Origin of the sequence: Pseudomonas sp. HMWF006 (assembly GCF_003061205.1) — a bacterium.
GTDB lineage: Bacteria > Pseudomonadota > Gammaproteobacteria > Pseudomonadales > Pseudomonadaceae > Aquipseudomonas > Aquipseudomonas monsensis.
The window spans coordinates 5,262-16,778 of the sequence record NZ_QAIU01000602.1; the positions used below are offsets into that span (position 1 = coordinate 5,262).

13 protein-coding genes are annotated in these 11,517 nt (G+C 60.2%); 7 read left to right on the forward strand and 6 right to left on the reverse strand.

Going from position 1 to position 11,517, the window contains the following annotated elements; translation table 11 throughout:
- A partial coding sequence (locus tag DBR24_RS27945) for an aminoacyl-tRNA deacylase (RefSeq protein ID WP_256591922.1) occupies positions 1-315 on the forward strand: 315 nt, incomplete at its 5' end.
- A 96-nt stretch (positions 316-411) separates the two neighbouring features.
- Entirely contained in the window at positions 412-1,194 is a 783-nt protein-coding gene (locus DBR24_RS27950) for a PhzF family phenazine biosynthesis protein (protein ID WP_123466224.1), read from the forward strand.
- Positions 1,195-1,279: 85 nt separating this feature from the next.
- Here DBR24_RS27950 and DBR24_RS27955 read toward each other — a convergent pair whose 3' ends face one another.
- Positions 1,280-2,389 carry an ABC transporter ATP-binding protein gene (locus tag DBR24_RS27955; protein WP_123466226.1) on the reverse strand — a complete coding sequence of 370 codons (1,110 nt, stop codon included), beginning with the start codon at positions 2,387-2,389 and terminating at the stop codon, positions 1,280-1,282.
- On the reverse strand, positions 2,386-3,306 hold the full coding sequence (argF, locus tag DBR24_RS27960; RefSeq protein ID WP_042704963.1) for an ornithine carbamoyltransferase: 921 nt from the start codon (positions 3,304-3,306) through the stop codon (positions 2,386-2,388). The genes DBR24_RS27955 and argF overlap by 4 nt, the downstream gene beginning before the upstream one ends.
- A 404-nt stretch (positions 3,307-3,710) precedes the next feature.
- On the opposite strand from argF, the gene DBR24_RS27965 reads away from it, so the two are divergent.
- From DBR24_RS27965 to grxD, 3 genes are all read left to right on the forward strand, one after another.
- Positions 3,711-4,001 carry a hypothetical protein gene (locus DBR24_RS27965; RefSeq protein WP_042607370.1) on the forward strand — a complete coding sequence of 97 codons (291 nt, stop codon included), beginning with the start codon at positions 3,711-3,713 and terminating at the stop codon, positions 3,999-4,001.
- A gap of 132 nt (positions 4,002-4,133) precedes the next feature.
- The gene (locus DBR24_RS27970) at positions 4,134-6,239 is read left to right on the forward strand and encodes a molybdopterin oxidoreductase family protein (protein WP_128616321.1); all 2,106 of its coding nucleotides are present in this window, start codon (positions 4,134-4,136) and stop codon (positions 6,237-6,239) included.
- A gap of 97 nt (positions 6,240-6,336) precedes the next feature.
- Entirely contained in the window at positions 6,337-6,678 is a 342-nt protein-coding gene (gene grxD / locus DBR24_RS27975; RefSeq protein ID WP_016773402.1) for a Grx4 family monothiol glutaredoxin, read from the forward strand.
- 200 nt (positions 6,679-6,878) lie between these two features.
- Here the strand turns inward: grxD and bfr are convergent, their stop codons facing one another.
- Together bfr and DBR24_RS27985 are read right to left on the reverse strand one after the other, a co-directional pair.
- Positions 6,879-7,352: a bacterioferritin gene (bfr, locus tag DBR24_RS27980; protein WP_123466230.1), complete on the reverse strand. Its 474-nt coding sequence runs from the start codon at positions 7,350-7,352 to the stop codon at positions 6,879-6,881.
- 202 nt (positions 7,353-7,554) lie between these two features.
- Positions 7,555-7,773: a bacterioferritin-associated ferredoxin gene (locus tag DBR24_RS27985; RefSeq protein ID WP_093430580.1), complete on the reverse strand. Its 219-nt coding sequence runs from the start codon at positions 7,771-7,773 to the stop codon at positions 7,555-7,557.
- A gap of 313 nt (positions 7,774-8,086) precedes the next feature.
- Here DBR24_RS27985 and DBR24_RS27990 point away from each other — a divergent pair, with 313 nt between their 5' ends.
- On the forward strand, positions 8,087-8,689 hold the full coding sequence (locus tag DBR24_RS27990) for a peroxiredoxin (protein WP_007953195.1): 603 nt from the start codon (positions 8,087-8,089) through the stop codon (positions 8,687-8,689).
- Between the two features lie 74 nt (positions 8,690-8,763).
- On the opposite strand, the gene rnt is transcribed toward DBR24_RS27990, so the two are convergent.
- Both rnt and pyrC read right to left on the reverse strand, forming a co-directional pair.
- Entirely contained in the window at positions 8,764-9,438 is a 675-nt protein-coding gene (gene rnt / locus DBR24_RS27995; RefSeq protein WP_095136951.1) for a ribonuclease T, read from the reverse strand.
- On the reverse strand, positions 9,435-10,481 hold the full coding sequence (gene pyrC / locus DBR24_RS28000) for a dihydroorotase (RefSeq protein ID WP_123466234.1): 1,047 nt from the start codon (positions 10,479-10,481) through the stop codon (positions 9,435-9,437). Before pyrC ends, rnt begins: the two co-directional genes overlap by 4 nt.
- A 160-nt stretch (positions 10,482-10,641) precedes the next feature.
- Here pyrC and DBR24_RS28005 point away from each other — a divergent pair.
- The coding region (locus DBR24_RS28005; RefSeq protein ID WP_146189135.1) for an OmpA family protein at positions 10,642-11,517 on the forward strand (876 nt) is incomplete at its 3' end.

An 11,517-nucleotide genomic window follows, 5' to 3' on the forward strand; every position in this document is an offset into this window, starting at 1 on the left:
GAAAAGGGGGAATTGCTGGTGGCGGTGGTGCCGGTCGTCGGAAGCCTCGACCTCAAGGGCCTGGCCCACGCTGCCGGGGTAAAAAAAGTCGAGATGGCTGACCCGGCTGCCGCACAGCGTTCCACCGGTTATCTGTTGGGCGGTATCAGTCCGCTGGGGCAGAAGAAACGCCTGCGCACCTTTATCGATAACTCGGCTCAAGGCTTTTCGACTATCTATGTCAGCGCCGGCCGGCGTGGGTTGGAAGTCGAACTGGCGCCTGCCGTTCTCGCTGAGCACACCCGGGCCACCTTCGCCGATATCGGCCGCGCCTAGTCTTGACCGCTGTATGAAGAAAATTCGCCGGTTCTGTGACTGGCGCTGATCCGGCCGGGACTGCATGCTCTGCCGACGAACTTCAGGGAGTAGGTTATGCAGCTCGAGTTTCATCAGGTCGACGCATTCAGCGATCGGCCATTCAGTGGCAACCCGGCCATGGTTTATCGGCTCGATACCTGGCTGGCGGACGAGTTGATGCAAAAAATCGCCGCGGAGCACAACCTGGCGGAAACGGCATTCGTTGTGCGCGAAGGCGCTGCGTGGCACATCCGCTGGTTTACCCCGACCACCGAAGTACCCTTGTGCGGGCATGCGACGCTGGCCAGCGCCTATGTGTTGTTCGAGATCTACCAGGAAAACGCCGAACGTCTGGACTTCATCTGCAAGTCCGGACCGTTGAGTGTGACCCGCGAAGGCGATCGCCTGTGGCTGGATTTCCCCTCCATCGTGCCGTCAGAGATTGGCGTGACACTGGATGTCGAACGCGCGCTGGGCGTCGAGGCGGTGGACGTGCTCGGTTCCAACGAGCTGTTCGTGGTGCTGGAGTCGGAGCAAGCGGTGCTCGACTGCACACCGGACATGGTTGCACTGGCCAAACTGCCGTGGCTCGGCGCGATCGTCACCGCGCGGGGCAATCAGCATGATTTCGTCTCGCGCTACTTCGCCCCGGCGATCGGCATCAATGAAGACCCGGTGACCGGTTCGACCCATTGCAGCCTGATTCCCTACTGGTCTGCACGTCTGGGCAAGTCGAGCCTGACCGCGTGCCAGCGCTCGGCGCGGGGCGGGGAACTGTTCTGTCGGCTGGAAGGGGAGCGGGTGAAGATTGGCGGCAATGCGACGCTCGTTGCGAGCGGCACCTTGATGCTGGGCTAACCCAAAACAACTGTAGGAGTGAGCCTGCTCGCGATAGCGGTCGCTATCGCGAGCAGGCTCACTCCTACAGGGGGATGGTGCTGGATCAGAGGGCGGTGCTGTAGCGGCGCACGCCGTTTTCCACGGCTGGAATTTGTGCGGCAGTGCTGCCCGAAGCCTGGAACAACACCAGATGTTCGGCGGATACGCGAATCCCCACCTCAGCACCCACCTGATGGTCGGCATGGCTCGGGAAGATCGACTCCAGCTGCGCGCCGGTCGGCAGTTGCAGGCGATACAGGGTCGACGCGCCGAGGAACGTCTTGCCGACGATGCGCGCTTTCAGCGCACTGTCCGGCGCATAAACGATGTCATCCGGACGCAACAGCACATCCACCGCGCCGCCCACCGGCCAGGTGTAGGCCCGGTTGCCACGCAGTTCGCCGAGCTCGGTGTGCACCGACTCCGGGCTGCCGAGCTGGCCGCGAATGAAGTAACCCTGGCCAATGAAACTGGCCACAAACGGCGTCGCCGGTTCGTGATACAGATTGTAGGGCGTGTCCCACTGTTCCAGCCGACCTTCCTTGAAGACGCCGACGTGATCGCTCACGGCGAAGGCTTCTTCCTGGTCGTGGGTCACCAGAATCGCACTGGTGCCACGGGCCTTGAGGATGTCGCGGACTTCGTGGCTGAGCTTGCGCCGCAGCTCGCCGTCGAGGTTGGAGAACGGCTCGTCGAGCAACAGCAGTTGCGGCTCCGGCGCGAGGGCGCGGGCCAGGGCGACGCGCTGTTGCTGACCACCGGACAACTCGTGGGGGAAGCGTTTGCCGAGGTTCTTCAGGTTGACCAGTTCCAGCAACTCTTCGGTGACACGCTCCTTGTTCGGGTGCTTGCGAATGCCGAAGGCGATGTTGTCGGCGACACTCAGGTGCGGGAACAGCGCGTAATCCTGGAACACCATGCCGATCCGGCGTTTCTCCGGAGCCAGGGTGTACCCGGCACTGGAGATGGTTTCGCCACCGAGGGTGATTTCCCCTTCGTGCACCGGTTCGAATCCGGCGATGGCGCGCAGGGTGGTGGTCTTGCCGCAGCCGGACGAGCCGAGCAGGCAGCCGATATCACCGGCGTTGAGGTGCAGATTGAGGTTCTGCACCACACGTTGATCTTGATAGCCGCAAGCGAGGTTGCGCAGGTTCAGCAGTAATTCATGGCTCATGCGTGGTGGTATGCCGGTTCGACGAGGAACTCGAGCAGGGCCTTCTGTGCGTGGAGACGGTTTTCTGCCTGATCCCAGGCGACGGAGCGCGGGTCATCAAGCAGGTCGAGGCTGATTTCTTCGCCACGGTGCGCAGGCAAGCAGTGCATGAACAGCACGTCCTCGGCAGCGAGGTCGAGCAGGGCACGGTTGACCTGGAACGGCGCGAACAGCTTGAGGCGCTTGGCAGTTTCCTCTTCCTGACCCATCGAAGTCCAGACGTCGGTGCTCACCAGATGCGCACCGCGCACGGCGTCGGCTGGATCGCGCACGATGGTCACGCGATCGCCGGCCTTGGCCACGAATTCAGGGTTCGGCTCATAACCTTCCGGGCAGGCAACGCGCAACTGGAAGTCGAACTGGATCGCCGCTTCTATATAGCTGTTGCACATGTTGTTGCCGTCGCCGATCCAGGCCACGGTCTTGCCCTGGATCGAGCCACGGTGTTCGAGGAAGGTCTGCATGTCGGCCAGCAACTGGCACGGGTGCAGGTCATCGGACAGGCCGTTGATCACCGGCACGCGCGAGTTGGCGGCGAATTCGGTCAGGGTGCTGTGGGCAAAGGTACGGATCATCACGGCATCGAGCATGCTCGACATGACGATGGCGCAGTCGCCGATTGGCTCGCCGCGGCCCAGTTGGGTGTCACGCGGGGACAGGAAGATCGCCTGGCCGCCGAGCTGGATCATGCCGGCCTCGAACGAGATGCGGGTGCGGGTCGAGGATTTCTCGAAGATCATCCCCAGTACGCGGTTTTTCAGAGGCTCGAACAGTACGCCGCGGTTACGCAGGTCCTTGAGCTCAACGCCTCGACGGATCACGCTGACCAGCTCTTCGGGCGTGCAATCCATCAGGGAGAGAAAGTGCCTTGCGCTCATCATTGACTACCTTTTGCTACTAACCGCAGATGCTCAAAGCCTTGTTTAACGGAACAACGGGCGAGACCTGCGGCGTAAGCCGCACGGGGGCGACGAAATAGGGGGAGGCGCGATATTGACACTAAATGTCGCGTTATGCCAATAGGCTACGGTTTTTGCGGGATTCGGAGAGCGGGCCGCCGTGGGCGGTCGCGCATTTGAAGCCGGGTTCAGTACAGCAGCGAGCCACTTTGTACACTGGCCTCGCGGGGCTTGGCAATGCGCCGTGGCGGGGAGAGTGCCGTTCGGGTCGGTTCGGGACCGGGTGGTTGCGGATCCGCTTGGTCGGATGATCGGGCTGAAACATTTGCTAAAGCAAAGTGCTGGGTTATAAATAAGTTTCGAGCGACGCAGGAAGCCTCCGCATGGAATCGAAAGAACAACTGTTAATGGAATTGCTGGGCCACACGGCTCGCTCACTGACCCATCTCACCGCCTCTGTTACTTCAATGTCCTTCGAACTGCTGCGCAGCGAAGACGAAGTGGTCAAGTCTGCGGGGCGCCACATGATTGATCGCATGGCGACCATCAGCGCCGGGCTCGATGAACACTGGCGCCTGATCGGCGAACTCACCGGCGTGCACGTCGCCCACGAGCAGATCGAAACCATTCAGGAAATCCAGCTCGCCGCACCGCCCCAATTGCCGTCGAACTGACGCGGCGGGCTATCGGCGCCCCTGATAAGCGTCAATTCACAAGACGAACGTCGCTGGCGCGGGGGCTGCGCACGGGCCATAGTTTTGTTCCCGCAGGCCTGTTGCCCGCCCAGAACAAGACAGAGACTGGCCATGACCAAGACTCTCCATCACCGTGCCTGCCACCTGTGCGAAGCCATTTGCGGCCTGACCATCGAAACCACTGAAACCGATGGCAGCGTCGCGATCACCTCGATCAAGGGCGATGCCCTCGACACGTTCAGCCGCGGCCATATCTGCCCCAAGGCTGTGGCCCTGCAAGATATTCAGAATGACCCCGACCGTTTGCGCCAGCCGATGCGCCGGGTCGGCAGCGAATGGCTGCCGATCGAGTGGGACGAGGCTTTTGCGCTGGTGGCCGAGCGCCTGGCGGCAATTCAGGCGCGTCACGGGCAAAACGCCGTGGCGGTTTATCAGGGCAACCCGAGCGTGCACAACTACGGGCTGATGACCCACAGCAACTACTTTCTCGGCCTGCTGAAGACGCGCAATCGCTTCTCCGCGACCTCGGTCGATCAGTTGCCCCATCACCTGAGCAGTTACCTGATGTACGGCCACGGCTTGTTGCTGCCGATTCCGGACATCGACCACACCGATTTCATGCTGATCCTGGGCGGCAATCCGCTGGCGTCCAATGGCAGCATCATGACCGTGCCCGATGTCGAGAAGCGCCTGAAAGCGATTCAGGCGCGTGGCGGCAAGGTGGTGGTGGTCGATCCACGGCGCAGCGAGACGGCGGCGATCGCGGATCAGCATTTGTTCGTGCGCCCGGGGGGCGATGCGGCGTTGTTGTTCGGGGTGCTCAACACGCTGTTCAGCGAAGGCCTGACTCGCGACAGTCATTTGCCGGTTGACGGGCTGGACGACGTGCGCGCGGCAGTGGCGACCTTCACGGCTGAGGCAATGAGCCCGTTGTGCGCGGTGCCTGCCGATCAGATCCGCCAACTGGCCCGCGACTTTGCCGCTGCACCGAGTGCGGTGTGCTACGGGCGGATGGGCGTCTCGACCCAGGCCTTTGGCACCTTGTGTCACTGGGTGGTGCAATTGATCAATCTGGTCACCGGCAATCTCGATCGTGTTGGCGGCGCGTTGTGCACCGAACCGGCAGTGGATCTGGTGGCGTCGACTTCGGGTGGGCATTTCAACAAATGGCAAAGTCGTGTGTCCGGGCGCCCGGAATACGGCGGCGAATTGCCGGTGTCGGCGCTGGCCGAAGAGATGCTCACCGAAGGCGACGGGCAAATTCGCGCACTGATCACCGTGGCGGGCAATCCGGTGCTGTCGACGCCCAACGGCCGACAACTGGAACAGGCACTCGACGGCCTGGAGTTCATGGTCAGTATCGACCTGTACATCAACGAAACCACGCGTTACGCCGACCTGATCCTGCCGTCGACCTCGGCGCTGGAGAACGATCACTACGACACCACGTTCAACCTGTTCGCGGTGCGCAACGTCACCCGCTTCAATCGGGCGATTCTCGCCAAGCCCGAGGGCGCACTGCATGACTGGGAAATCTTTGTCGGCCTGGCCAAGGCCTTTGCCGAGAGGACCGGCAAGGAGCTCAAACCAACGATGCCGCCGGCGAAGATGATCGACATGGGCTTGCGCATGGGCCTGTACGGTGATGCGTCCGAGCAAAAACTCTCGTTGGCGACGCTGTTCGATCATCCGCATGGCATTGATCTGGGCGCGTTGAAACCGAATCTGGCATCGCGCCTGAAAACGCCGAATCAGCGGGTGCAGGCTGCTCCGCCGGAGATCCTCGCCGACCTCGTGCGCTTCGCTGCGTTGCGAGCACCGGCCGCTGATGAGTTGCTGATGATTGGCCGTCGGCATGTGCGCAGCAACAATTCGTGGATGCACAACTACCATCGGCTGGTGAAGGGCAAGCCGCGTCATCAGTTGCTGATGCACCCGGAGGATCTTGCCAGTCGCGGGCTCAGTGATGGGCAGCGAGTACGTGTCTGTTCGCGGGTCGGGCAGATCGAGGTCGAAGTGCTCGGCAGCCTCGACATGATGAAGGGCGTGGTGAGCCTGCCGCATGGCTGGGGCCATGCGCGTCCGGGCGTGCAGATGACGATTGCCAGCGGTCAGCCGGGGTCGAGTGCCAACGACCTGACCGATGAGTGCCAACTGGATGAGCTGTCGGGCAATGCGGCGCTCAATGGTGTGCCGGTGACGGTGGCAGCAGCCTGAGCATGTCTGTCGGGGAGACCGAGCATGGCGCTCGGGATTCCGTTACAATGCGCCACCGTGCCGACCCATGAGTCGGAAAGTTCAGCCGAGGTGCTCCATGGATATCATCGAAACGATTAAAGAGCAGATTGCCAACAACACCATTCTGCTTTACATGAAAGGCTCGCCGAATGCCCCGCAGTGCGGCTTCTCCGCAAAAGCTGCGCAGGCTGTGATGGCGTGTGGCGAAAAGTTTGCGTACGTGGACATCCTGCAGAACCCGGAAATCCGCGCCAATCTGCCGAAGTACGCCAACTGGCCGACTTTCCCGCAACTGTGGGTCGGCGGTGAACTGGTCGGCGGTAGCGACATCATGACCGAGATGGCTGCAGATGGTTCGCTGCAAAGCACCATCAAGGCAGCTGTTGAAGCGGCCGCTGCGAACAAGTCCGAAGCCTGATTCGCTTTTGTGTAGGAGTGAGCCTGCTCGCGATAGTGTTCTGTCAGTTATTGAAGTATCGGCTGACACACCGCCATCGCGAGCAGGCTCACTCCTGCATGTGATTCGTGGTGTTGCCTGCATCGCATCAGGCATAAAAAAGCCCCGCGCCTCGAAAGAGGGCGGGGCTTTTTAGTGTCGCGAGTTCAGCGGACGCTGACTTACTCTTCGCCCATCTGCGATTGCAGATAGTTCTCAAGACCGACTTTATCGATCAGGCCCAGTTGGGTTTCCAGCCAGTCGATATGTTCTTCTTCGGACTCAAGAATGTCTTCGAGCAGTTCACGGCTGCCAAAGTCGCCCACGGTTTCGCAATGCGCGATGGCGGCTTTCAGATCGGCGTGGCCGGTCTTTTCGATACGCAGATCGCACTCCAGCATTTCCTTGGTGTGCTCGCCGATATGCAGCTTGCCCAGGTCCTGCACGTTCGGCAGGCCTTCCAGGAACAGAATGCGCTTGATCAGCTTGTCCGCGTGTTTCATCTCGTCGATGGACTCGTGGTACTCGTGTTTGCCCAGCTTGTTCAGGCCCCAATCTTCATACATGCGCGCATGCAGGAAGTACTGATTGATCGCGACCAGTTCATTGGCAAGGATCTTGTTGAGATGCTGGATGACTGTAATGTCGCCTTTCATGATGGGAGTCCTGCCCTGTAATAGCTGTATATAAGGCGGAGTTTGAGCTTGGTATTTATAAGTGTCAAACCTAAGTTATTGAATAATAAATGAAATTAAATCTGAATAAGAATGTTTGTGTTCCGCGTCTAGCGCCTAACCGATTGATTTGCAGGCATAAAAAAACCGGACATATGTCCGGTTTTTCGAAATAGGGGAGTGATTATGCCGCTGTAAATTCAACAGGGTAGGGGATCGCAGCCTGGGCTGTTTGCAGCTTGGTCAGGGTTTCGCGAACGACTTCCTTGGCAAGGCACGCACATTTGCCGCATTGGCTGGCGACGCCAGTGGCCTGGCGGACTTCTTTGTAGCTGCAGCAACCTTCATAGATCGCATCGCGGATCTGTCCGTCGGTGACGCCAGTGCAGAGGCAAACATACATAAGTGAGAACCGTCGCTGGTTGTGACTCAATTGCGATGGATCTTAATGTTAACGAGAATGATTGTCAAAGTGCTTTCTGAATGGTTTTCACTGGAAATGCGGATGACTGACGAACGGTGATTAATGGCGATTTGCCTGGCCCCGGAAATGCAGCGCCATTATCCGCTTTCGCTAAAAACCGTTGAGGACAGGCCAAAAACGCAGTGTATGATGGTCGGCCCTTGCGAAGGGGGTTCGTGTCACAGGGCTGTCGCCTGAGGGTGGCAGGCTGGCCCGGACCCTGAACTTCAAGTCTTTACACCAGGAGATATCAATGAGCGTACTCGTAGGCAAACAAGCCCCTGACTTTACCGTCCCGGCCGTACTCGGCAATGGCGAGATCGTTGACAGCTTCACCCTGTCCTCGGCCATCAAAGGCAAATACGGCCTGGTGTTCTTCTACCCACTGGACTTCACCTTCGTCTGCCCGTCCGAGCTGATCGCTCTGGACAACCGCATGGCTGACTTCAAGGCACGCAACGTTGAAGTGATCGCTGTGTCGATCGACTCGCACTTCACCCACAACGCCTGGCGTAACACCCCGGTTAACAATGGCGGCATCGGCCAGGTGAAATACACCATGGCTGCCGACATGAAGCACGACATCGCTAAAGCCTACGACGTTGAATCCGAAGGCGGCGTGGCTTTCCGTGGCGCGTTCCTGATCGACGACAAGGGCGTTGTCCGCTCGCAGATCGTCAACGACCTGCCGCTGGGCCGTAACATGGAAGAGCTGATCCGTCTGGTTGACGCTCTGCAATTCCACGAAGAGCACGGCGAAGTCTGCCCTGCCAACTGGAAGAAAGGCGACAAAGGCATGAACGCTTCGCCAGAAGGCGTTGCGGCTTACCTGACCGAGAACGCTGCTGCCCTGTAAGGCGCAACGTTCAGGTACAAAAAAACCGGCCTGCGTGGCCGGTTTTTTTATGTGCGGGATTTGCCCGACGAGGATCAGTCGTCGAAGTCCTCCCAGCCGCCCATCTGTTTCCAGCGGTTGACGATCCCGCAGAACAGTTCAGCGGTTTTCTCGGTGTCGTAACGCGCCGAGTGCGCTTCACGACCGTCGAAGTCGATATCGGCCGCCTGACAGGCCTTGGCCAATACGGTTTGACCGTAAGCCAGACCGGCCAGTGTTGCCGTGTCGAAACTGGAGAACGGATGAAACGGGTTGCGCTTCATGTCCAGGCGCGCAACGGCCGCATTCAGGAAGCCAAGGTCGAAGCTGCTGTTGTGGCCGACCAGGATCGCCCGCTTGCAGCCATTGGCCTTCAATGCCTTGCGAATGCCACGGAAGATGTCGGTCAGCGCGGTTTCTTCGCTGACGGCCATGCGCAACGGGTGATCGAGCTTGATCCCGGTGAACTCCAGCGCCGCCGCTTCGATGTTGGCGCCTTCGAATGGCTCGACACGGAAGAAGTAGGTGTGATCCGGATAAACGAAACCCTTTTCATCCATGGCGATGGTGGTCGCGGCAATCTCCAGCAACGCATCGGTGGCCGAGTTGAAGCCACCGGTTTCTACGTCGACGACAACCGGCAGGTAACCGCGAAAGCGTGCTGCCATCGGGTGACGGGAACCGCCGCCACCTTGACCGTCCAGTTCATCGTCGAAATGGTCTTCACTCACGCGTGTTCCTCCAGCAGGCGCCAGCGCAGTTTTTCACCGGCGCGCAGCGGGATAACGTTCAGCTCGCCAAAAGGCAGGCTGGTCGGGGCGGTCCATTCTTCGCGAACCAGGGTGATGCGGTCGGTGTTCGCCGGCAGGCCATAGAAGCGCGGGCCGTTGAGGCTGGCAAAGGCTTCGAGCTTGTCCAGCGCATTGCGCTGTTCGAAGGCTTCAGCATACAACTCGATGGCGGCGTACGCGGTGTAGCAGCCAGCGCAGCCGCAGGCGGCTTCCTTGGCGTGCTGGGCGTGCGGCGCCGAGTCGGTGCCGAGGAAGAACTTTGCGCTGCCGCTGGTGGCGGCGTCGAGCAGGGCTTCCTGGTGCGTATTGCGCTTGAGGATCGGCAGGCAATAGAAGTGCGGCCGAATTCCGCCTACCAGCATGTGGTTGCGGTTGTACAGCAGGTGATGCGCGGTGATGGTCGCGCCGACGTTGGCCGAAGCCTCGTTGACGAACTGCACGGCGTCGCCGGTGGTGATGTGTTCGAACACCACTTTGAGCGTCGGGAAACGCTCGACTACACGGCGCATGTGCTCATCAATGAAAATCTTTTCGCGGTCGAAGACGTCGACATCGCCACGCGTGACTTCACCGTGGATCAGCAACGGCATGCCGACTTCAGCCATCGCTTCCAGCACTGGGAAGATCTTGTCGATGCTGGTTACGCCGGAATCGGAGTTGGTGGTGGCGCCGGCCGGGTACAGTTTGGCGGCATGCACGAAACCGCTGGCCTTGGCTTCACGAATTTCTTCGGGCTGGGTGCGGTCGGTGAGGTACAGCACCATCAGCGGTTCGAAGCGACTGCCGGCCGGGCGGGCAGCGAGAATCCGCTGGCGATAGCCGTCGGCTTCAGCGGCGTTGCGCACCGGTGGTACCAGGTTGGGCATGATGATTGCGCGGCCAAAGGTGCGCGCAACATCGGCAACGGTATTGGTCAACACGGCACCATCGCGAAGATGAATGTGCCAGTCGTCGGGACGCAGCAGGGTCAGGCGGTCGGACATGAGGGAATTCCAGGCGGGTCAAACTGAGGGGAATGCTACCGGAAAAGACTCTTGCAGGCACTCGCTATCAAGTTTTGCCGGAACCTTCCGATATCCCGAAGGTATGCCGTAAACATAGTGTGAATCGGTCTTTGTGTTACAGAAGCCAATGGAGCCTCCCGTGCGCCAGCGATATTTAGCCTTGCTCAGTGTGTTTGCCAGCCTCCCCGCGATGGCGCTCACCTACCAGACGCGTCTGGAGAACATTGAGTGGACGGTCGAGGGTGACAAGTTCGAGTGCCGTCTGACCCAGCCGATCACCGATTTCGGCTCGGGCCAGTTCGTGCGCAAGGCCGGCGAGCAGGCGATTTTTCGTCTGAATGCCTACAACGCCATGCTCGGCGGCGGTTCGGCGACCTTGCTCGCGGCGGCCGCGCCGTGGCAGCCGGGGCGTAACGACATCTATCTGGGCAGCGTCCGGATCGGAACTGGCAACGTGCTGTTCAACAGTTCGCAGTCTCAGGCCGGCGGGCTGATCAACGGTTTGCTCGACGGTCGCAGCCCGGTGGTGCGTCGTGCGTCCGGCGATGGCCGGGTGTCTGAAGTGCGCCTGCTGCCCGTCAAGTTCAGCAAGGCGTTCAACGACTACCAGACCTGTGTGGCGAAGTTGCTGCCGCAGAATTTCGATCAGATCAAGCAGTCGCAGATCGGCTTCCCCGGCGAAGGCACGGATCTGGACGCTGCTGCCAAGGCCAAGCTGCAAGTGATGCTGGAGTACATGAAGGCTGATCCGACGGTCAATCACATCGAGCTCGATGGCCATTCGGACAACAGCGGCAACCGCCTGACCAATCGCGAGTTGTCGCGTCGTCGCGCATTGGCGGTGGTGGATTTCTTCAAGGCCAACGGCATCGCCGAATCGCAGATCACTGTGCGGTTCCACGGTGAGCAATACCCGCTGGTGCCCAACACCAATGCGGCCAACCGGGCGAAGAATCGTCGGGTAGCGGTGAAACTGGCCCGGGTGGCAACGCCCTCCGTACCGGCGCCCCAGGCC

Bases quoted from the DNA above. Each gene is read 5' to 3' on its own strand.
- DBR24_RS27950 (WP_123466224.1), top strand. From the start codon at position 412: ATGCAGCTCGAGTTTCATCAGGTCGACGCATTCAGCGATCGGCCATTC.
- DBR24_RS27955 (WP_123466226.1), bottom strand. From the start codon at position 2,389: ATGAGCCATGAATTACTGCTGAACCTGCGCAACCTCGCTTGCGGCTAT.
- argF (WP_042704963.1), bottom strand. From the start codon at position 3,306: ATGAGCGCAAGGCACTTTCTCTCCCTGATGGATTGCACGCCCGAAGAG.
- DBR24_RS27965 (WP_042607370.1), top strand. From the start codon at position 3,711: ATGGAATCGAAAGAACAACTGTTAATGGAATTGCTGGGCCACACGGCT.
- DBR24_RS27970 (WP_128616321.1), top strand. From the start codon at position 4,134: ATGACCAAGACTCTCCATCACCGTGCCTGCCACCTGTGCGAAGCCATT.
- grxD (WP_016773402.1), top strand. From the start codon at position 6,337: ATGGATATCATCGAAACGATTAAAGAGCAGATTGCCAACAACACCATT.
- bfr (WP_123466230.1), bottom strand. From the start codon at position 7,352: ATGAAAGGCGACATTACAGTCATCCAGCATCTCAACAAGATCCTTGCC.
- DBR24_RS27985 (WP_093430580.1), bottom strand. From the start codon at position 7,773: ATGTATGTTTGCCTCTGCACTGGCGTCACCGACGGACAGATCCGCGAT.
- DBR24_RS27990 (WP_007953195.1), top strand. From the start codon at position 8,087: ATGAGCGTACTCGTAGGCAAACAAGCCCCTGACTTTACCGTCCCGGCC.
- pyrC (WP_123466234.1), bottom strand. From the start codon at position 10,481: ATGTCCGACCGCCTGACCCTGCTGCGTCCCGACGACTGGCACATTCAT.